18 protein-coding genes are annotated in these 21,172 nt (G+C 34.5%); 12 read left to right on the plus strand and 6 right to left on the minus strand.

Annotation, left to right across the window (positions count from 1 at the left end; genetic code table 11):
- Nucleotides 1-307: 307 nt before the first annotated feature.
- From EV200_RS08795 to EV200_RS08805, 3 genes are all read left to right on the plus strand, one after another.
- Nucleotides 308-2,170, plus strand: coding sequence for an ABC-F family ATP-binding cassette domain-containing protein (locus EV200_RS08795; RefSeq protein ID WP_132531211.1), 1,863 nt, complete (start codon nt 308-310; stop codon nt 2,168-2,170).
- A 137-nt stretch (nt 2,171-2,307) separates the two neighbouring features.
- Nucleotides 2,308-4,170 carry a tRNA uridine-5-carboxymethylaminomethyl(34) synthesis enzyme MnmG gene (gene mnmG, locus EV200_RS08800; protein WP_132531214.1) on the plus strand — a complete coding sequence of 621 codons (1,863 nt, stop codon included), beginning with the start codon at nt 2,308-2,310 and terminating at the stop codon, nt 4,168-4,170.
- A 122-nt stretch (nt 4,171-4,292) separates the two neighbouring features.
- Entirely contained in the window at nt 4,293-5,936 is a 1,644-nt protein-coding gene (locus tag EV200_RS08805) for an Ig-like domain-containing protein (protein WP_132531217.1), read from the plus strand.
- On the opposite strand, the gene EV200_RS08810 is transcribed toward EV200_RS08805, so the two are convergent.
- Together EV200_RS08810 and nadB are read right to left on the minus strand one after the other, a co-directional pair.
- The gene (locus EV200_RS08810) at nt 5,937-6,452 is read right to left on the minus strand and encodes a gamma carbonic anhydrase family protein (protein ID WP_132531220.1); all 516 of its coding nucleotides are present in this window, start codon (nt 6,450-6,452) and stop codon (nt 5,937-5,939) included. It lies immediately after the preceding gene.
- A 92-nt stretch (nt 6,453-6,544) separates the two neighbouring features.
- Nucleotides 6,545-8,131, minus strand: coding sequence for an L-aspartate oxidase (gene nadB, locus EV200_RS08815; RefSeq protein WP_132531223.1), 1,587 nt, complete (start codon nt 8,129-8,131; stop codon nt 6,545-6,547).
- Nucleotides 8,132-8,537: 406 nt separating this feature from the next.
- On the opposite strand from nadB, the gene nadA reads away from it, so the two are divergent.
- From nadA to EV200_RS08835, 4 genes are all read left to right on the plus strand, one after another.
- Nucleotides 8,538-9,578 carry a quinolinate synthase NadA gene (gene nadA, locus EV200_RS08820; RefSeq protein ID WP_373287853.1) on the plus strand — a complete coding sequence of 347 codons (1,041 nt, stop codon included), beginning with the start codon at nt 8,538-8,540 and terminating at the stop codon, nt 9,576-9,578.
- A gap of 51 nt (nt 9,579-9,629) precedes the next feature.
- Nucleotides 9,630-10,868, plus strand: a complete 1,239-nt coding sequence (locus EV200_RS08825; RefSeq protein ID WP_132531229.1) for a dicarboxylate/amino acid:cation symporter — start codon at nt 9,630-9,632, stop codon at nt 10,866-10,868.
- 121 nt (nt 10,869-10,989) lie between these two features.
- Nucleotides 10,990-12,030 (plus strand): thiamine-phosphate kinase, encoded by a 1,041-nt coding sequence (gene thiL / locus EV200_RS08830; protein ID WP_132531232.1) that lies wholly within the window; start codon nt 10,990-10,992, stop codon nt 12,028-12,030.
- Between the two features lie 97 nt (nt 12,031-12,127).
- A complete protein-coding gene (locus EV200_RS08835) occupies nt 12,128-12,805 on the plus strand; it encodes a GNAT family N-acetyltransferase (RefSeq protein ID WP_132531235.1) in 678 nt (225 codons plus the stop codon).
- Between the two features lie 59 nt (nt 12,806-12,864).
- Here the strand turns inward: EV200_RS08835 and rmuC are convergent, their stop codons facing one another.
- Nucleotides 12,865-14,235 carry a DNA recombination protein RmuC gene (gene rmuC, locus EV200_RS08840; protein WP_132531238.1) on the minus strand — a complete coding sequence of 457 codons (1,371 nt, stop codon included), beginning with the start codon at nt 14,233-14,235 and terminating at the stop codon, nt 12,865-12,867.
- Between the two features lie 361 nt (nt 14,236-14,596).
- Here rmuC and purU point away from each other — a divergent pair, with 361 nt between their 5' ends.
- Entirely contained in the window at nt 14,597-15,436 is an 840-nt protein-coding gene (gene purU, locus EV200_RS08845; protein WP_132531241.1) for a formyltetrahydrofolate deformylase, read from the plus strand.
- A gap of 537 nt (nt 15,437-15,973) precedes the next feature.
- Nucleotides 15,974-16,669: a zinc metallopeptidase gene (locus EV200_RS08850; RefSeq protein WP_132531244.1), complete on the plus strand. Its 696-nt coding sequence runs from the start codon at nt 15,974-15,976 to the stop codon at nt 16,667-16,669.
- Between the two features lie 115 nt (nt 16,670-16,784).
- Here the strand turns inward: EV200_RS08850 and apaG are convergent, their stop codons facing one another.
- Both apaG and dusB read right to left on the minus strand, forming a co-directional pair.
- On the minus strand, nt 16,785-17,171 hold the full coding sequence (gene apaG / locus EV200_RS08855; RefSeq protein WP_132531247.1) for a Co2+/Mg2+ efflux protein ApaG: 387 nt from the start codon (nt 17,169-17,171) through the stop codon (nt 16,785-16,787).
- Between the two features lie 34 nt (nt 17,172-17,205).
- Nucleotides 17,206-18,213, minus strand: coding sequence for a tRNA dihydrouridine synthase DusB (gene dusB, locus EV200_RS08860; RefSeq protein WP_132531250.1), 1,008 nt, complete (start codon nt 18,211-18,213; stop codon nt 17,206-17,208).
- Nucleotides 18,214-18,256: 43 nt separating this feature from the next.
- Between dusB and EV200_RS08865 the strand changes: the two genes are divergently transcribed.
- From EV200_RS08865 to EV200_RS08875, 3 genes are read left to right on the plus strand one after another with little or no spacing between them, the layout of a single operon-like run.
- Nucleotides 18,257-19,171 (plus strand): CPBP family intramembrane glutamic endopeptidase, encoded by a 915-nt coding sequence (locus EV200_RS08865; protein WP_132531253.1) that lies wholly within the window; start codon nt 18,257-18,259, stop codon nt 19,169-19,171.
- Complete coding sequence (locus tag EV200_RS08870; protein WP_029281574.1) at nt 19,164-19,370, plus strand: putative signal transducing protein; 207 nt, start codon at nt 19,164-19,166, stop codon at nt 19,368-19,370. Before EV200_RS08865 ends, EV200_RS08870 begins: the two co-directional genes overlap by 8 nt.
- Before the next feature lie 48 nt (nt 19,371-19,418).
- A complete protein-coding gene (locus EV200_RS08875; protein WP_029281573.1) occupies nt 19,419-20,228 on the plus strand; it encodes a phosphatidate cytidylyltransferase in 810 nt (269 codons plus the stop codon).
- Nucleotides 20,229-20,765: 537 nt separating this feature from the next.
- Here the strand turns inward: EV200_RS08875 and EV200_RS08880 are convergent.
- Nucleotides 20,766-21,152 carry an acyl-CoA thioesterase gene (locus EV200_RS08880; RefSeq protein ID WP_132531256.1) on the minus strand — a complete coding sequence of 129 codons (387 nt, stop codon included), beginning with the start codon at nt 21,150-21,152 and terminating at the stop codon, nt 20,766-20,768.
- Nucleotides 21,153-21,172: the final 20 nt, after the last annotated feature.

A 21,172-nucleotide genomic window follows, 5' to 3' on the forward strand; every position in this document is an offset into this window, starting at 1 on the left:
CGGGCACTTGTTAGTCTTATTTATAGAAAACATCCTGATGATTTGAAAATAGAATTCTGTCATCATCAAAATATAGTTTAGTTTTAGTTAATGATAGAAGCAGCGGCGGAGCGAGTCCAGCCGCTGTTTTCGTTTACATTTTTTTTGCTGCAGATTTATTAATCTGCAAATCTTCGGCTCACTACGTATCAATATTTTGCCATTTTTAGCTGATACTTAGCGGCTTTGAAACATCTTTATACCCTACCAATTATTTTATACTTACTTTTGCACTAATTTTCCTTTATAAATCCGAAATACAAAAAAATTGAGCACACTAATTGCGGCAGAAGGCTTAGGTCATGGTTATCATGATGAATGGCTATTTAAAAATTTAACCTTAGGCATTAACTCAGGTCAGCGTGTAGCGTTGGTTGGAATTAACGGAGCAGGTAAGAGTACCCTTTTAAAATTATTAGCAGAAAGGTTCCCTCCGCTCGAAGGTAAAATTGTGAAAAATAAGGCTGTTAAAATTGGCTTCTTAGATCAGGAGCCTCAGTTTACAGAAGGTTATTCCATCAGTGATCATATTTTTTCTTTAGAGAATAAGCAGCAGCAGTTGATCAAAGAGTATGAGGAATTAATCGAAGATCCGAATCCAGATGAAAAAACATTGAATCGCTTATATGAAGAATTAAGCGAACATAATGCCTGGGAGTACGAGCATGAGATTAAGACCATTTTAAACAGAATGGGCATCACTCATCTACAGCAAAAAATCGCTACGCTTTCTGGTGGACAAAAGAAACGTTTGGCTTTAGCAAAACTGTTAATTGAAGATCCTGAAATTCTAGTGCTGGATGAGCCAACCAACCATTTGGATATTGATACCATTGAATGGTTAGAGAAACTTTTGACTACTGGTCAGAAAACAATTCTATTGGTAACTCACGATCGGTATTTTCTAGATAATGTCTGCAATACAATTATCGAATTAGATAGAGGTAAAATTTTCAATTACAATGGAAACTATGCCTACTTTCTGGAGAAGAAATCCGAAAGGGAAGCTTTAGATGCAACTGTTTTACATAAGAACCAACAGCTATTAAAGAAAGAATTGGAGTGGATGAGGCGCATGCCTCAAGCCCGTGGAACAAAATCTAATGCCAGAATCAATGCTTTTTATGATTTAGAAGAAAAATCTAAGAAAAAGTCTGATAATCAGAGTATTAACTTACAAATGAAGATGTCTCGCCAAGGTGGTAAGATAATCGAGGTGGATCACATCGCAAAATCATTTGATGGCAGACCAATCATTAATGATTTCAGCTATACCTTTAAAAAAGGTGATCGAATTGGCTTGGCTGGTAAAAACGGTACAGGAAAATCGACCCTCTTAAATATTATCACCAGCCAGTTAACTCCTGATGCAGGAAAAGTTGATACAGGTGAAACAACTGTTTTTGGTTATTATAAACAAGGAGGTTTAACCTTCGATCCTAAAGAAAGGGTAATTGATATTGTAAAATCTGATGCTGAATATATCAAGATGGCTGATGGTTCTGTAATAACTGCTTCTGCCCTACTAACGCTTTTTCTCTTTCCTCCAAAGAAACAACATGGCATGGTAGAGAAGTTAAGTGGTGGTGAAAAGAAACGTTTGAACCTGATGAAAGTGTTGATGCAAAATCCAAATTTTTTAATTCTGGATGAGCCGACAAATGATTTAGATATTGATACCTTAAATGTTCTTGAAGAATTTTTAGAAAATTTTCCAGGGATATTAATGTTGGTTTCACATGATAGATATCTATTGGATAAGATGAGCGATCAGCTATTTATTATGGAAGGTGAAGGTGTTGTTAAAATTTATAATGGCAATTATTCTGAATACCGATTAAGTCTCGATCAACCAAAAATTAAAGTAGAAACAAAAAAACCAGCCACACCCGCTATAGAACAAGCTCCAATTAAGGCCACTAAAAAGTTAAGCTTTAAAGAGCAAAAAGAACTTGATGATAGCGAAAAAGGCATGGCTGATACAGAACATAAAATAGCTCAGCTGACTGAAAGTTTATTAAAAATTGAATCAACTAATTATATAAAGATTCAGGAAGTTTCAGATGAAATTGAAAAACTAAAAGTAGTATTGGATGATTACACTATGCGTTGGTTAGAACTTTCTGAATAGTTACTGATCGTAATTATTTAAACTCTAAACAATATGTTTCACGTGGAACATTCAGTATTATTAATAGGTATTCATTCACCTATTAAAGTTTAAAATTAAATTGTTTCACGTGGAACAATTATAGAAATACAAATAAAATGTTTTCAAAATACGATTTGATTGTTGTTGGTGCAGGACATGCTGGCTGTGAAGCCGCTGCCGCTGCTGCTAATCTAGGATCATCTGTTTTATTAATTACAATGAATATGGGTACTATTGCCCAGATGAGTTGTAACCCGGCAATGGGTGGTGTAGCAAAGGGACAGATTGTTCGCGAGGTAGATGCTATGGGTGGGTATTCAGGAATTATATCTGATAAATCTACCATTCAATTTAGAATGCTAAATAAATCTAAAGGCCCTGCAATGTGGAGTCCAAGAGCGCAAATTGATAGAATGCGCTTTGCAGAGGAATGGAGACTAGCATTAGAAAGAACGCCAAACGTTGATATGTGGCAAGATAATGTGGTGGGTCTTTTAGTTAAGAATAATACGGTATACGGCATCAAGACATCATTAGGTATTGAAATAGAAAGTAAAGCTGTTGTATTAACTAATGGTACTTTTCTTAATGGCGTAATGCACATCGGAGAGAAAAAATTTGGAGGAGGTAGAACAGCAGAAAGAGCATCAACTGGAATTACTGAGCAATTGGTAGAATTGGGTATGGAAGCTGGAAGAATGAAAACTGGTACCCCCCCCCGTGTTGATGGAAGAAGTCTGGATTATTCCAAAATGGAAGAACAATGGGGCGATGAAAATCCAGGAAAATTTTCTTTCACAGAAACTGAAGTTTCGAAAGATCAAAGATGCTGCTGGATAACCTATACCAATAATGAGGTACACGAAACATTGAAAGAAGGCTTTGAAAAATCGCCAATGTTTACTGGTAGAATTAAAGGATTAGGTCCGAGATATTGTCCATCTATCGAAGATAAAATTAATCGTTTTGCTGAACGTGACAGACATCAAATTTTTGTAGAACCTGAAGGATGGAACACTTGCGAAATCTATGTAAATGGTTTTTCAACTTCACTACCTGAAGATGTTCAACAACGAGCACTTAGATTAATCCCTGGCTTTGAAAATGCTAAAATGTTCAGACCAGGTTATGCCATTGAGTATGATTTCTTCCCACCTACTCAATTATCTTTAACATTAGAAACAAAGCTAATTAGTAATTTATTTCTGGCTGGACAAATTAATGGAACAACAGGTTATGAAGAAGCCGCTTGCCAGGGTTTCATGGCTGGGATAAATGCGCATCAGAAAATTAATGATAAACATGAATTGATCATGAAAAGATCCGATAGTTATATTGGTGTTTTAATTGACGATTTAGTGACCAAAGGAACGGAAGAGCCTTATCGAATGTTTACGTCAAGAGCGGAACATCGCTTATTACTAAGACAGGATAACGCCGATATCCGCCTCTCTCCTATCGGGCACCAATTGGGATTAATTTCAGATGAACGCTTAGAAAAAGTAAATCACAAAATTGCTAATGCTGAAGCCCTCGTAAAATTTACAAAAGTTCAGGGTATAGAAATGATAGATGCCAATCCAATGCTTGAAAGCTTAGGTTCTAGTCAACTTAATCAAAATGTTAAAATACATAGCTTGGTTGGCAGGCCACACGTTGGCCTACAGGACATTATTAAAGTGAGTAAATCACTGGCTGAAAATACAAAGGATTTAGATAACGAAACCATTGAACAAGCTGAGATCAAAATTAAATATGAAAGTTATTTTGAGAAAGAAAATGAAATTGTAGCTAAAATGTTGAAGATGGAAGACAAAGAAATTAAGCCAGATTTCGACTATAATAAAATAGTTTCCATTTCAAAAGAGGCCCGTGAAAAATTATTTAAGATTAAACCACGTACTTTAGGTCAGGCATCTAGAATTTCTGGTGTTTCACCTTCAGATATCTCCGTTTTAATGGTTTACATAAATAAGTAATTGATTATCAGTATTTTATGTCAAAAATATTTAGACTTTAAATTAAACGATATAAGCCAATAAAAATCATTTTTAATGGTAATAATCCAAAATCATAGAAAATACGTTATATCGACTAAAATATGTCAAATTTAGAAGCTCAATATTTTAATGCAAAAAATATAGTACTCATATTCATGATGATGCTATTATTTGGATGTGCAAGTATTCAAACTCCTCAAGGTGGTCCAAAAGATACCAAACCTCCTAAAGTTTTAAATATGACGCCTAAAGATTTAACCAAAAATTTTAGTGCTAAAAAAATTGTCATTGAATTTGATGAATTTATTAAACTTAATAATGAGTTTAAAGAATTTTCCATTTCTCCAGATCAGGAACGTCCACCTATTTTAAAGGCCAGAAAGAAAATTCTTGAAATACAGCTGCAGGATTCATTAGAGAAAAATACGACCTATACTTTGAACTTCGGTAAGTCAGTAGCAGACATTAATGAAAATAACATCATTAAAAATCTATCTTATGTTTTTTCAACCGGCTCGCAAATTGATTCATTATCCATAAGTGGTAAAGTGAGTAATGCGTTAACTGGAGTATTGGAAAAAGAGGCTGTAGTTTTTATTTTACCTGTTGAACGGGACACATTATTTGGGAAAAAACGTGCATCCATTTATACACTTACTGATAGCTCAGGAAATTATAAATTGAATAATTTACGTAAAGGCACTTATAAAGTATATGCTTTAAAAGAGAGTGAAGGTGGTGGCGATAAGATCTATCAGCAGCTTTCTGATGAAGTGGGTTATATCAAAGAACCACTGCTTATTGATAAAAATATAGAAAATGTAAATCTCCAGGTATTTAAGGAACTTGCACCTGAATTTAGAATTTTAGACAGAAAATTAAATAATGATGGAAGTATATCCTTAATCTTTAATCAACAGTTAAAGGCTCCAAAAATAACGGTAATGGAACCAACTGCAGTTGATGTAGGAAAGAAAATATTGTTCAGCAAAATGAATGATACAGCTAAAATCTGGCTTACAGATCTAAGCTTTGATTCTGTTAAACTGGCTATTCAAGATCAGGGAAAAGTGCTCCAAATGGTTAATTTTAACCGCGGAAAGAAAGATAATTACACAAGGGATTTAACTATAACAGATAATATCACTTCAGGAAAACTCAACCCCTACCAACGCTATACATTAACCTTTAATTTCCCCGTAGATAGTGCAGACCCTTCTAAAATTACTTTATTGGAAGATTCAGTTAAACGGACAAATTTTGAACTTGTTAAAGATAGTGTAGACTTTCTAAAATACTATATAAAATACAGTTGGCGCAACAAAAAAAGCTACGATATTAAGTTTGCGCCAGGCGCTTTTACAGCAATATTTAATGCTAAAAATAAAGAGATTAATAAAAGCTTTAAATTAGAAACCATTGATAGTTATGGAACTTTAGCTTTAAATATTACTGTTCCAGATACCACAAAAAGTTATATTGTAGAATTTATCGATGAAAAGAAAAATGTAATAAAGGCTTATACCATCTCTAAAAATAGTACTATAAACTTTGCTAATTATCCAGCTGGAAAATACTTTATTCGTGTAGTTTATGACGAAAATAAAAATGGCATATGGGATACCGGAAATATAAAAGCAGGTACACAACCAGAGAAAATCTGGTATTCTCCTGATGAAAAATCACTCCGGGCAAACTGGGAAAGGGTAGATAAGTTAACGATCCCACCCCCTCCTAAAGAGTAATTATGGATTGGTAAACCAAGTAGAATACATGATATAATTATCAGGTAATTTATTTAATAAAGCCCTTTGCTCTTCGGTAATGGGCTTTATCTTTTTTGCAGGAGTTCCAGCGTAAAGGTAACCACTTTCGCAAATGGTGTTTTCTAAAACAACTGAACCAGCCGCTATAATGCAATACGATTCAACTACAGCATGATCCATTACAATAGCCCCCATGCCAATTAATACATGGTCCTGAATGGTACAACCATGTACAATGGCATTGTGCCCCACGGAAACGCGGTTACCAATATGTGTGGAAGCCTTTAAATAAGTCGCGTGAATAACAGCTCCATCCTGAATGTTTGATTCATTGCCTATTGTAATGGCATTTACATCACCTCTAATGACGGCATTAAACCAAACTGAACAATGATCACCAATCACAACATCACCAACAATAGTAGCATTTTCAGCTATGAAATTATTTTGTCCTATTGCTGGATATTTATCTTTTACTGGCAGAATTAAAGGCATAAGATTATTTTACGTCACCCTAAATTTATTTCAGGGTCTTTTAAGTATTATTTTATAATAGATGCTAAAATAAATTCAGCAGGACTACACTATTAAAAAACGGTATCCAATAATTTATCAGCATGGTTCGGATAGTCTGTTGTAAAGTGTAATCCCCTACTCTCTTTACGCTGCATAGCTGATTTAATAACGATATATGCGGTTTGAATTACATTTCTCAATTCGCACAGTTTAACAGAAACTTTATTCTTTTTGTAAAACTCTTCAGTTTCCTGATAGATTAAAAACAAACGGCGATGCGCACGTTCTAAACGAAAATCAGAACGTACAATACCCACATAATCACCCATAATTTTCTGCAGCTCTCTAAGGTTATGGGTAACCAGAATATCTTCATCTATTTGTGTAACACCTTTAGCATCCCATTCTGGAATATGCTCAGGAATAACATTATTTTTAAAATTTTCTATGGCATCCTGGTAAATCCGATGTGCAAATACTGTAGCCTCTAATAAAGAGTTTGAGGCCAATCTATTGGCACCATGTAAACCGGTTGAAGAGCATTCACCACAGGCATAAAGATTCTTAATAGATGAACGTCCGTATTCATCAACCAAAATACCTCCACACATGTAATGTGAAGCTGGTGTAACCGGAATATAATCTTTAGTCATATCTATTCCGATGGACAAACACTTGGCATATATATTAGGAAAATGTTTCAAAATATCAGCTTTATTACGCATGGTAATATCTAGATAAACAAAATCATCTCCAGACTTCTTCATTTCATTATCAACTGCTCTGGCTACAATATCACGCGGTGCCAATGATTTACGTTCATCATATTCGTGCATAAACTCTTCACCATTTTTACGACGAAGTACACCACCAAAACCACGAACGGCCTCGGAAATTAGAAAGGACGGATACTCTCCCGGATGGTATAAAGCCGTTGGATGGAACTGAATAAATTCCATATTCCGCACTTTTCCTTTCGCACGATAAACCATCGCCATTCCATCACCTGTTGCAATTACTGGATTTGTCGTGGCCGAATATACGTGACCAGCACCTCCGGAAGCCATTACCGTAACGTTTGCCACAATCTTTTCCACATCGTTAAGCTCTGTGTTAAAGGCATATACACCATAACAGTTAATATCTTCGGTACGTTTATCCACAAATTCACCTAGGTGATGCTGGGTAATTAACTCCAATGCAAAGTAATGTGTTAATATCTCTATGTTGGAATTGTCATGTATTTCATTTAGTAACACACGCTCTATCTCATATCCAGTGATGTCTTTATAGTGCAAAACACGATGTTCGGAGTGACCACCCTCTTTAGCTAAATCATAAAAACCTGAGTTATCTTTATCGAAGTTTATCCCATAGTCAATAATCTCCTGAATGCGCTGAGGTCCCTCTTTTACAACGATTTCCACAATTTTTTCATCACATAAACCATCCCCTGCAATGAGTGTATCTTGAATATGTTTATCAAAAGAATCACCTTTATCAACCACTACAGCTACCCCGCCTTGAGCGTATTTTGTATTGGACTCATCCTCATTTGATTTAGTTATAATTAAAACCTTACCAAATTTTGCAGCCTTAAGTGCAAAACTTAAACCCGCTATCCCTGAACCTATTACCAGAAAATCTACTTTTCTCATTTAAAAAACATTTACTTTATCAACGGTGTTGATAACTATAGAACAACTGTTAGCTTTATGTATAAATTATGCTAACAAATAAATTTGAATGTTTAAAGCTACTCTAAAAAGACAATTTGCCACAATCTTTTGCCCAATTTTTAAGCACATTTACCGAAGTAATTAACTTTCTCACACTTTTAAACAATTAACATTCCAATATTGATAACATTTAAGTTGTTTTTCGATAGTGCTGAAAATCAATCGCATCATATTATAAAAATGTAATCTAAATGTTAGTAAACGATTAACAACTTACATAAACGAATGAATTTTCTAAACTTGCCAACAATACTAACACACTAATAAACAAACAAGATTTATTTATTTAAAATAACTTATTAATTATTGAGACGTGGAAAGCTTTATCTTTGACCAACGTCAAAATTCAAAAAAGGAAAATTTAAAAATGAGCATAGATGTCTTAGAAGAAATCAACAAAAAAGGTTTTGTAGAAGAAGAAATTGATCCTACGCTAGATCTTTTTGTTGAAATTGAAAAATTGAAGAAAGAGAAAAATGCAATTATATTAGCGCATTATTATCAAGAACCTGATATACAGGATATTGCAGATTATATTGGCGATAGTTTGGGTTTATCTCAGGAAGCTGCAAAGACAGATGCAGAGGTGATTGTATTCGCTGGAGTACATTTTATGGCCGAAACAGCTAAAATATTATCTCCATCAAAAAAGGTTTTATTGCCAGATGTTAAAGCAGGATGCTCATTGGCTGACAGCTGCCCGCCACATTTGTTTAAGAAATTTAAGGAAAAATATCCTGATCATTTAGTGATCACCTACGTGAATTGTACAGCAGAATTAAAAGCGCTTAGTGATATCGTTTGTACGTCGACAAATGCTGTTCAAATTGTAGAAAGTTTACCAAAAGATCAAAAAATAATTTTTGGTCCTGATCGTAACCTGGGTGCTTATGTAGCAAAAAAAACAGGACGGGATTTAGTGCTTTGGAATGGAGCTTGTATGGTTCATGAAATTTTTTCACAAGAAAAAATTACTAAACTAAAAGAACGCCACCCAAATGCAAAATTTATTGCTCATCCAGAGTGTGAAGAACCTGTTTTAAGAATGGCCGATTATATTGGATCTACCACTGGTCTTTTAAAATATGCCATTGCTAATCCGGCAACGGAATTTATTGTGGCTACAGAAAGCGGCATTATTCACCAAATGGAAAAGGCTTGTCCGGATAAAACATTTATTCCGGCGCCACCCAATAACAGTTGTGCTTGTAATGATTGCCCATACATGAAGCGAAATACCTTAGAGAAACTTTATTTATGTTTAAAAAATGGTTCTCCGGAAGTAACTGTTCCAGAACACATTATAGAAAAAGCCCGTAAACCGATTCAAAGAATGTTGGATATTTCAGCAGAATTGGGATTGTAGTGATCAAACCTTACAGGTTTTTAAAACCTGCAAGGTTTACTAAATTTAATAATGAAAGTAAACAACATTCTTAAAAATTACGCTGACCTTTTATGGCTTTTGGCAGGAATAACTGTCGGAAGCATTGTCGGCTTAATTTTTGGAAAACAAGTTGAAAGTATAAAACCAATTGGTGATATATTTTTAAATCTATTGTTTACTGCCGTTATTCCGTTGGTATTTTTTGCAGTTTCATCGGCAATTGCCAATATAGACAGGAATAAAAAATTAGGTAGATTATTAACTATTATGGTGTTGGTTTTTCTTTCAACCATATTAATCTCTGCTGTTTTAACACTGGTAGCAACATGGATTTTTCCCATACACCAGGCCCTGGGAAATAGTACCTTAACTGTTGAAAACGAAAAAATTCAATCCTTTGGAGAACAAATGACGCAGCTGTTAACGGTGGGCGAATTTTTTGAAATCGGAAGCCGTAAAAATATGCTGGCGCTGATTATTTTTTCTGTTCTGGTGGGCTTTTCAACTTTATATTCTGGTAAAGAGGGAGATGGATTTAAAAATTTCCTGGTTTCCGGAAATGAAGTGATGAAGAAATTGATCATCCTGATTATGAAACTAGGTCCTGTAGGTTTAGGTGCATATTTTGCATACCAGGTGGGTGTTTTCGGACCTCAACTATTTGGTACTTATGCCAAAGCCTTAGGTTTATATTATGGTGTTGGGGCATTTTATTTCATCGTATTTTTCACGTTATATGCTTTTATAGCCGGTGGATTTAAAGCGATAAAAGTATTTTGGAAAAATAATATAGTGCCCTCTTTAACCGCTGTCGGAACCTGTAGTAGCATTGCAACTATTCCGGCAAATTTAGAAGGGACACTTAGAATGGGCGTTCCGGCCTACATAGCCAATGTGACGATTCCATTAGGTTCAACCTTGCATAAGGATGGGTCCAGTATCAGTTCAATTATTAAAATAGCAGTTGTTTTTGCTATTTTTGGAAAAGATTTGGTCCATGTTGATACCATTATTTTAGCATTAGGCATTACCGTTTTAGTCAGTATTGTAGAAGGTGGGATTCCAAACGGAGGTTATATTGGTGAGTTATTAATGATTTCTGCTTATCAATTGCCACCTGAAGCACTTCCACCAGCTATGATTATTGGGACTTTGGTAGATCCAATGGCTACATTGTTAAATGCCACTGGAGATAATGTTTCAGCGATGTTAATTGCCAGGTTTACAGAGGGAAAGAATTGGATGGAACAAAAGAATTTGTCATCCTGACGAAGGAAGGATCTGCAAGCGGTGAAATACTGGCTTTGCGTATTTAAAGATTCTTCGATACACTCAGAATGACAATTAATTTTAAAAATAAAATCGGGGTTTTTGCTCCTAACTATTGTATATGTTTGAAAATAAAGAGCGTACGGATATTAATGAATTGGGTGAATTTGGTTTAATCAAACACTTAACTAATAATTTCAAAATCAGAAATAATTATTCAGTAAAAGGTGTTGGTGATGATGCTGCCGTTTTAGATGCAAAAGGAAAACAAATTTTAGTTTCTACCGATTTACTTTTAGAAGGAATTCATTTTGATTTGGCTTATGTGCCTTTGATGCATTTAGGCTATAAAGCAGTTCAAGTGAACCTGAGCGATATTTATGCCATGAATGGTAAAGCAAGTCAGATTACAGTCTCTTTAGGTTTGTCTAGCAAATTTCCATTAGAAGCAGTAGAAGAAATTTATAAAGGAATTGAGCTGGCCTGCAATAAGTTTAATATTGATTTAATAGGTGGAGATACATCATCTAGTAAGCAAGGGTTGGTAATTAGTATCACCAGTATTGGTTATGCTGATGCAGATAAAGTAACATATAGAAATGGTGCTCAGGAACATGATTTACTTTGTGTTTCAGGCGATTTGGGTGGCGCTTATGTAGGTCTTCAAATTCTGGAAAGAGAAAAATTAATTTATCTGGAAAATCCACAGATTCAACCAGATTTAGAAGGAAAAGATTATATCATTGAAAGACAATTGAAACCTGAAGCCCGGATGGATATTGTTGCATTATTGGAAGATATGGATATAAAACCCACTTCTATGATCGATGTTTCTGATGGATTGGCCTCAGAAATTTTACACCTGGCTACAGAAAGTGATAAAGGCATCACCATTTACGAAGATAAAATACCTTTAGATCCAATGACTTATGAAACTGCCCGCGAACTGGGAATTGATCCAACTGTTTGTGCTTTAAGTGGTGGCGAAGATTATGAATTGCTTTTTACAATTAGTCAGGAAGATTATAAAAAATTGAAGCACGACGTTGATATTACCGTAATTGGACATGTAACAGATAAAAATTCGGGTTGTAAAATGGTTTCAAAATCAAATAATGTGCATGAGTTAAAAGCGCAAGGCTGGAATGCTTTTAAAAAATAAATAAGAATTTATTAAATTTAGTGGGATCTGCAGGAAAGGAAATACCTTTTTTGCAGATTTTTTTTTGAAATAGTGACTAAAAATTGTAAGCCGGATAATGAGAGAAGAAGAAAAACTAGATAATCCAGTTTGGTTTTCATTGACTGAAACACACCATAATTTTGCCTTAACATACGGAGATATAAAATTTTATCATCCTGATTATTGCCCCTTTGGAGGTTTTATAAGTCAGAAAGATATTTCTGATGGTACAGATCAATATGCAAATGAAACGGCCGACTTTTATATTGTTGGCGAAAAACCAGTTTTAACTGAAGGTTTGAGATTAAATAAAGAGTTGATTTGTAACCAAATGGTTTTAACAGATAAAATTCAAACAGAAATAACTGAAGAAATTGTACAACTTAATACAGATAAAAAAGCAGATTTAATAGAACTGGTGAATTTAGTACAGCCTGGTTATTTCAAAGAAAAAACACCATTACTAGGCAATTATTATGGCATTTATAAAAATAATAAATTGGTTGCGGTTACAGGTGAAAGGATGAAAATGAATGCTTATAGTGAAATAAGTGCAGTAGTTACCCATCCTGATTTTACCGGAAAAGGCTATGCTAAACAACTTATTGCATTTACTGCAAATCATATCTTTTCGGAAGGAAAAGTTCCTTATTTACATGTTGCTGAAACCAATATCGGAGCCATTAAATTATATGAGAAACTGGGTTTTGAAACCCGCAGAAAAATAAGTTTTTGGAATTTAGTGAAGATATAGAATTAACTTATTCATTTAAATATTTTTCATCGGTTGGTATCTTACCAACCGAACAAATTTTACTCCTGATCCAAATACTTCATATCAATCTGCTTAGTTGCTTTGGCACCTAATTTTTTTATTTTTTCTGAAGTATTCACTAAATTTCCTGATCCGTCAGAAAGTTTATTGAGCGCCTTATCGTAAGCATCCTGGCCATTTTTGATGTGTTTACCGATGTTTTCTAAATCATTAACGAAACCAACAAACTTATCATACATAGTACCGCTTAAACGTGCAATCTCCATTACATTTCGATTCTGTCTTTCCTGTTTCCAGATGCTGGCAATGGTGCGTAAAGTAGCCAATAATGTAGATGGACTCACAATGACCACCCGTCTGTCCCATGCAAAATTAAATAATTCAGCATCTTTTTGAACGGCAATACTGAAAGAAGACTCGATTGGAACAAAGAGCAATACAAAGTCTGGAGAATTGATTTTATATAAATCCTGATAATTTTTAGAAGATAATTCCTGAATGTGATTCTTAATTGAAACCAAATGCGCTTTTACATAGCCTTCACGCTCTTCATCTGTCTCTGCTGATACGGAACGCTCATAAGCTACTAAACTCACCTTAGCATCAATTATAAGATGTTTATCATCTGGAAGATCAATAACTACATCAGGTTGATAGCGACCGCCTTCGGCGGATATATGCGATGCCTGGATGCGATATTCCTGATCACGTACTAAACCAGAACGTTCTAGTACCTTTTCTAAAATAACTTCGCCCCAGTTTCCCTGCTTTTTATTATCACCTTTAAGTGCTTTAGTTAAGTTATTGGCATCTTCCTGAATCAGCTTACTCTGAATTTGCAATTCAGATATTACGCCTTTTAGAATGTTTCGCTCATCAGATTCAGCTTTATAAACCTTTTCTACTTTATCTTCAAAGGCCTTGATATTCTCTTTTAATGGATTGAGAATTAAATCTAAATTGGTTTTATTTTGCTCTACAAACCTGCTTGATTTCTCTTCCAGAATTTTATTAGCAATCAGCTCGAAATCTTTATTTAATTTTTGCTGAGATTGTTCATAACTCACTTTTTGTTCTGCTAATTTTTCTTTTTCTGCAATGTAAAATGATCGGGTACTTTCTAACTCCCTATTGGCATCAGCCAATCGATCGCGTTCACTTTGTAATTCATCAATTAAGCGCTGTTGTTCCTGTTTCAACAAATCGGTGATATGTTCCTTTTCTGAACCGATATTAGAAACCCGCTCCTCAGCTTTAGCTAAATTAATTTTCAATACATCATTCTCAGACTTTATTTTATCATAATCTTCAATAGAAATTAACGGAACAGATGATTGTGGTTTTTTTAAGAAAAGGGCAATCAAAACGATTAAAATAATGATAAGAAGGGCAATGGCAGCATATTCCATAATGATAAAAATTTTAGTAAAAATCGATATTAAAAACAGCTTTACCAAAATATTTCGCTAGAATGTTTAGGCACCTCGTACGAATAATCGTCACTGCGAAGCTAATTTTTCATTGGATGAAGCAATCTATTTAGGTGGGTTTCATCCTCTCAATAATGACACTTCTTGATTCGCAGATTATTTTCATGATATCTTTTTTAAAATAATAAGATTTAAGTCATACGTTTAAGAACCAAACTTTGTCAAGATCCTTTTTCTAAGCTTATAAAATATATAACGGCAGTTTTGACTTAATAAAAATTAGATTTAAATCTGCGAATGTGCTGCCAAATTTCTTATCATTGAGCTTTAAATATTACAGATGAAAAAATTGACAATTCTCATATCCTGTCCCGATCAAGTAGGTTTAGTAACCAATATTACCCGAGTATTGGCATCCCACCAACTTAATATTGTTGCCATGCGTGAATTTGTTGATGAAGAAAACAAAGCCTTTTTTACGCGTATAGCTTGTACAGGTGATTTAGAAGAAACTGAAAAGTTAAGAGTGAAACTGCTTGAAAACCTTCCAAATGCAGCTGATGTAAACTTAATTACCGAGCAGGAAAAGCAAGTTGCTGTTTTAGTGACTAAAGAATATCATTGCTTATCTGAAATTTTGATTAAAAATCAGTTTAAAACCCTTGGGGCAAATGTTCAATGTGTTATTGGTAATTATGAAATACTCAGAAATTTTACAGAAATGCTAGGTATTCCTTATTTTCATATCTCTCATGAGAATAAAGAAAAAGAGCAATTCGAATCTGAGATAAAGGAAATTATCAATCAATTCGACATTGATTATTTAGTATTAGCAAAATTCATGCGTATACTATCGGCAGATTTTGTAAAGGATTATGCAGGAAAAATAATTAATATTCATCATTCTTTTTTACCCGCTTTTATTGGTGCAAATCCATATAGGAGGGCTTTTGAACGAGGTGTAAAAATTATCGGTGCAACAGCTCATTTTGTGACCAATAATCTGGATGAAGGACCGATTATTACACAGCATACTACCCACATAGATCATAATTTCGGCGTAAAGGAAATGATTCGGGCCGGAAAAGAGATTGAGAAAAAAGTTCTTCTTGATGCTTTAGAATTAATCTTTGAGGATAGAGTATTTGTGAGTGGTAATAAAACAATAGTTTTTAAATAGTTTTAAAGGCTCTTTCAATTGCCTGATATCTTTGTCTTTCCCTTATTTTTATAATTTTTAATGTTCAATTTTTGATACACAAACTTTTAGGAGTAAATGAGCTAAAAAATTATATACTTTATTAGCAGGGAGATATTTGTCATCAACTTCATTTCGGTGGACTTCTATCGTTTTAAAACAGGCCATTTCAGAGGCTTTTTAAATTATATCAAAGTATTTTAAGCAAATAAAATTTATAATGCAATAAGCCTAAAATGCCTCATTCGATAAAATAAAGCACATTTTTATATGCTAGCTAGACAGAAAGCCTTCATTTTAAAAGAAGTTATTCGATTTTATAAATCTAATAATGGATAAATTAAAGCAATATATATCCATCATGTTCTGTTTAACATCATTCTCTTCAAACCTCCAAAATGCGCTTCATATTGCATTAAAATAAAATTTTACCGTACTGCTATCTCATTAGTATTTATTCCTTTAAATAAATGGGGAACGCTTTTTGATATAAGCTAAACGAAAAACATACATAAGAAAATGGGAGTTTATTTAATATTAATCATCCCGGTATTATTGCTGAGCATGTTTGTACAATGGCGATTTAGAAATAAGTTTTCTCAATATGCCGAAATGCAAATTAGCTCTGGTTTATCGGGCAAAGAGGTAGCTGAAAGAATGCTGCATGATAATGAAATTTACGATGTGAAAGTGATGAGTACCGAAGGACAATTAACGGATCATTATAATCCATCAGATAGAACAGTAAATTTAAGTACAGACGTGTATTACAGCCGAAGTGTTGCAGCGGCAGCCGTAGCTGCACATGAATGCGGACATGCGGTGCAGCATGCAAAATCATACTCATGGCTTAACTTAAGAAGTACTATGGTGCCATTGGTTAGCATATCTTCAAATTTACTGCAATGGGTTTTATTAATTGGTGTAATGTTATTGGTTGTTAATGTTACACCAATCGTTTTGGCCATCGCTGTTTTGGGCTTGGCTTTAGTTACAGTATTTAGTATTATAACCTTACCGGTAGAATTTGATGCAAGTAACCGCGCATTGGCCTGGTTAAAAAATAATCAAGGTGTAATGCAAACAGAGGAAGAAAACAGACAAGCTAAAGATGCACTTTGGTGGGCAGCTATGACCTATGTTGTTGCAGCCGTTGGTGCGCTGGCAAATCTACTCTATTACGCATCTATGTTATTTGGAAGAAGCAGAGATTAGATTAACTTTATTATAAACATTAAATGGCTAGGATTTATCCTGGCCATTTTTATTTAAGGGATAGATGATTTATACAATCACTATCTGGTATAGGAATTATTTGTAATTGAAAAGATTAATTCAATTTATAAGGAGCAACCAATTGAAATTCGGGAATATCAACTTCAAATTCTGAACCGTCAATATCACGCTTCATCAGATAAGTACCTTTCATGCTGCCCATTTCAGTTTTTAAATTACATCCTGAAACATATACATGAGTTTCACCAGGTTGAATCACTGGCTGCAAACCCACAACTCCTTCCCCTTCAACCTTTCTACGGCTGCTGTTGGAATCAAAGATAAACCACTGTCGGCGAAGTAATTGAACAGCGTAATCAGAAAGATTTGCAATTTCTACCCGATAAGCGAACATAAAATGTTCATTCACCGGATTTGAGTATTCTGGTTGATAAATCGTTTCTACTGAAACCTTAACTCCATCTGTAATTGCTGTAACCATGATAATATTGGATGTATTAAATACTTTTCAAAAATCAAGCCAGTACTTTGGTTGCGTCATAGCTGGCAAATTTTTCTGCCACTTCTTCTAAAATACTGTAAATGTTATTAATATCAGGCTCTGCCACCAAACGCATGCGGTAAGGTTTAAAATCTGGCAAGCCTTTAAAGTAATTGGCATAATGCCTGCGCATTTCAAAGATTCCTGTTTTAGGCCCTTTCCATTCCAGGGATTTATCCAGGTGTGTTCTGCAAACCTCTATTCGCTCTTCAATGGTTGGCCCTGGTAAATGAGTTCCGGTATTAAAGAAATGCTTAATCTCCCTAAAAATCCATGGATAACCAATAGCCGCTCTGCCAATCATGATGCCATCCACTTCATATTCCATGCGCCAGTTAGCAGCCTTTTCAGGACTATCTACATCGCCATTACCAAAAATAGGAATTTTAATTCTTGGATTGCGCTTAATTTCCCTGATCAATGACCAATCTGCTTCTCCTTTATAGAGTTGTGCTCTTGTTCTGCCATGAATGGTTAAGGCTTGAATACCGACATCCTGAAGTCGTTCCGCCACCTCATAAACATTTTTACTATTATCATCCCAGCCTAAACGTGTTTTTACTGTAACCGGTAAATGTGAAGCTTTAACTACAGCTTCAGTCATTTTTACCATTTTATCAATATCGCGAAGCAGACTGGAACCTGCGCCTTTGCATACCACATTTTTAACAGGGCAGCCATAATTAATATCAACCAGATCTGGCCCGGCGGCAGATGCAATTTCCGAAGCCTCACGCATGTGATCGATATCACCTCCAAAAATCTGGATGCCTATCGGCCTTTCATACTCAAAAATGTCCAGTTTCTGCCTGCTTTTTGCCGCATCACGAATTAAGCCTTCGGAAGAAATAAATTCAGTGTACATTAAATCCGCACCATTCTTTTTACATACATAACGAAATGGTGGATCACTTACATCCTCCATCGGAGCAAGCAATAATGGGAATTCACCTAAATCTATATTTCCTATCTTAACAGACATTTTCTATCTTCAACGATTAATAATACATACAAAAGTACAAATAATGAATTTTGTAACACCTAATAAGGAAGAAATCAATCCCTTTTTACAATTACTTTTACTTCTATTTTACGGAATTGCGGGCGGACTGGTTTTTGCACTAATTGGATTAGTGATTGCCTTTTTAATGTATGGTACAAATTTGATGAGTAATGTAGCTGGACTTTTAGCAGGTGAACCACCATATCTCAATGGGTTAAAAGTCATGCAAATCTTTTCTTCAATCGGAACCTTCATTGTGCCGGGAATAGCTTTGGCTTTAACTGAGAAACAAAAGGTGACTACATTTTATGGACTTAGTAAACCAAAATTTCCTTTAATTACTATGGTTTTCCTAATTATGATCGCTAGTATGCCACTGATGGAATGGACTGCAATCTGGAACCAAAAGATGATCTTGCCAGAATTTTTAAAAGGAATTGAACATTGGATGAAGGAGAAAGAAGATGCTGCAATGGAAACCACCATCAAACTGCTAACCATGCGCAATAATTTTGATTTCCTGGTTAATCTGGTGATGATTGCAGTGTTGCCTGCCGTTGGAGAAGAACTTATGTTTCGTGGAGGTGTACAAAGATCTTTAAACAGGGCTTTTAATAATCCGCATGTTGCAATATGGCTATCTGCGATCATTTTCAGCGCGATACATCTTCAGTTTTATGGGTTTATCCCTCGGATGCTTTTGGGTGCAGGATTTGGTTATTTATATTATTTTAGTGGAAGCCTCTGGTATGCCATATTAGCGCATTTTATTAATAATGCTTATGCCGTGTGCGCGGCATTTTATATGCAAAAACACAATATGCCATTAGATAAAGCAGATGAACCTATTGGATTTCCTTGGTATGGTTATTTAATTAGTGCGATAATTACCATAGCTTTGTTTAACTTTTTTAAAAACAAAGCAGAACGTGAGTGAAAACTGGATTAAGGTTTATACAACTTCTGATGCATTTGCAGCAGAGGTATTGAAGCAAGGATTAACTGAGGCTGGTATTCCGGCAGTAACCATAAATAAGCAATTATCTGCCTATCATTTAGGTGAAATCCATGTATTGGTAAGCAAAGGCGATTTCAATAAGGCGATTGAATACCTTGTTCAGAATGAAATTGAATAATAGCCTAATCACATCCACATTTTTCATTATCCAAATTAATTTTTCCGCATGAAAACAAGGGCAATAACAGCTTTCTTTTTTACCATTGTAATGTTAGGCTCTATCTTTTTAGGGAGTTATACTTTTACTGTTTTTTATCTAGTATTAAGTATTTTATCGCTTTTTGAATTTTATAAGCTCATCAAAAATTCAGGTATCCGTCCACACCGTAATATTGGCCTTATTGCCGGAGCATTAATATTTTTGATGGCAGCAGGTTTACACTACCTCAAATATGATGTTAAATACCTTTTACTCTGTATTCCGTTAATTTTTTCTGTTTTTATATCAGAACTTTATAAAAAGAATAAAATTCCTTTTGCCAACATCTCTTACACTTTCGTAGGATTTGTATATGTAACCATTCCTTTTTGTTTTTTCCACGCTTTAGGGTTTTTAAAAAACTGGAGTGAATACAATTTTCATTTTCCACTTGCTTTTTTACTGATGCTTTGGGCCAATGATACGGGAGCCTATCTTTTTGGTGTAAAATATGGTAAGCGCAAATTATTTGAGCGTCATTCTCCAAAGAAAAGCTGGGAAGGTTTTTTTGGTGGGATGTTTACCAGTGTTTTAGTGGCATATGGATTGTCGTTTTTATTTCTTGAAAATCCATCATGGGTTTGGGCCGGAATGGCCATATTAATAGCCAGCTTTGGTACGCTTGGGGATTTGGTAGAATCCATGTTAAAACGTAGTCTGGACACCAAAGATAGTGGTGGATTATTGCCAGGTCATGGTGGTTTGTTAGATCGTTTTGATGGATTGTTATTAGCTGCTCCAGTAGTTTATGCTTATCTGTACCTGATTTTGTATTAAGGCATTTGGATTCTTTAGAATATTAACCATATAAGCCATTTGAGGAGAATATAAGGTTTGTAGTTTTATAGTATAGATTTACTTTAGCGCTTATATATACCTTATATTTCTTATGTGATAAAAACATTATTTTGCCAAAATTACCATATAAGCCATTTAAGTGGAATATAAGGTTTGTAGTTTTATAGTATAGATTTACTTTAGCGCTTATACGGACCTTATATTTTTTATGTGGTAAAAACATTCATCTACCTAAATTACCATATAAGCCATTTAAGGAGAATATAAGGTTTGTAGTTTTATGGCATAGATTTACTTTAGCGCTTATACGGACCTTATATTTCTTATGTGGTTAAAAACATTTATTTTGCTAAAATACTATATAAGCCATTTAAGGAGGATATAGGTTTGTAGTTTTATAGCATAGATTTACTTTAGCGCTTATATAGACCTTATATTTATTATGTAGTAAAAAGTATTTATACATACTTAGTTTCTAAACAGGACTTACTGAATCTTAATGGTGAAAACCAAGCTTTATTTAATAACTTGAACTGGTTTTTTATTCTCATCAATAGCCACAAAGGTAAAATCGCCATGTACGGCAAGCTCTCTTCCTCTGGCATACATTTGCTCAATGTAAATTTCTACATTCACCTTTAAACTGGTATTGCCTACATGATTTACTTTTCCTACCAATTCAATAATGGTTCCTGCCGGAATAGGTTTCTTAAAGTCAATTCTGTCACTGCTTACGGTAACCATAATTTGCCTGCTGAATCTCGTAGCTGTAATAAACGCCACTTCATCCATCAAATGCATGGCGGTACCGCCAAAAAGGGTATCATAATGGTTTGTAGTATTTGGAAATACGGCTTTAAAAATGCTTGTTGTTGAGTTTTTGATTCTTTCTTCGAGGGTCATACCAAAATTTATATAAATGT

Origin of the sequence: Pedobacter psychrotolerans, from assembly GCF_004340665.1 — a bacterium.
GTDB lineage: Bacteria > Bacteroidota > Bacteroidia > Sphingobacteriales > Sphingobacteriaceae > Pedobacter > Pedobacter psychrotolerans.

What these genes read in the sequence shown, in the direction of transcription:
- EV200_RS08825 (WP_132531229.1), top strand. Translation starts at nt 9,630, where the DNA reads ATGAAAGTAAACAACATTCTTAAAAATTACGCTGACCTTTTATGGCTT.
- EV200_RS08805 (WP_132531217.1), top strand. Translation starts at nt 4,293, where the DNA reads ATGTCAAATTTAGAAGCTCAATATTTTAATGCAAAAAATATAGTACTC.
- apaG (WP_132531247.1), bottom strand. Translation starts at nt 17,171, where the DNA reads ATGGTTACAGCAATTACAGATGGAGTTAAGGTTTCAGTAGAAACGATT.
- EV200_RS08875 (WP_029281573.1), top strand. Translation starts at nt 19,419, where the DNA reads ATGAAAACAAGGGCAATAACAGCTTTCTTTTTTACCATTGTAATGTTA.
- EV200_RS08865 (WP_132531253.1), top strand. Translation starts at nt 18,257, where the DNA reads ATGAATTTTGTAACACCTAATAAGGAAGAAATCAATCCCTTTTTACAA.
- mnmG (WP_132531214.1), top strand. Translation starts at nt 2,308, where the DNA reads ATGTTTTCAAAATACGATTTGATTGTTGTTGGTGCAGGACATGCTGGC.
- dusB (WP_132531250.1), bottom strand. Translation starts at nt 18,213, where the DNA reads ATGTCTGTTAAGATAGGAAATATAGATTTAGGTGAATTCCCATTATTG.
- purU (WP_132531241.1), top strand. Translation starts at nt 14,597, where the DNA reads ATGAAAAAATTGACAATTCTCATATCCTGTCCCGATCAAGTAGGTTTA.
- EV200_RS08810 (WP_132531220.1), bottom strand. Translation starts at nt 6,452, where the DNA reads ATGCCTTTAATTCTGCCAGTAAAAGATAAATATCCAGCAATAGGACAA.
- rmuC (WP_132531238.1), bottom strand. Translation starts at nt 14,235, where the DNA reads ATGGAATATGCTGCCATTGCCCTTCTTATCATTATTTTAATCGTTTTG.
- thiL (WP_132531232.1), top strand. Translation starts at nt 10,990, where the DNA reads ATGTTTGAAAATAAAGAGCGTACGGATATTAATGAATTGGGTGAATTT.
- EV200_RS08850 (WP_132531244.1), top strand. Translation starts at nt 15,974, where the DNA reads ATGGGAGTTTATTTAATATTAATCATCCCGGTATTATTGCTGAGCATG.
- EV200_RS08835 (WP_132531235.1), top strand. Translation starts at nt 12,128, where the DNA reads ATGAGAGAAGAAGAAAAACTAGATAATCCAGTTTGGTTTTCATTGACT.
- nadB (WP_132531223.1), bottom strand. Translation starts at nt 8,131, where the DNA reads ATGAGAAAAGTAGATTTTCTGGTAATAGGTTCAGGGATAGCGGGTTTA.
- EV200_RS08880 (WP_132531256.1), bottom strand. Translation starts at nt 21,152, where the DNA reads ATGACCCTCGAAGAAAGAATCAAAAACTCAACAACAAGCATTTTTAAA.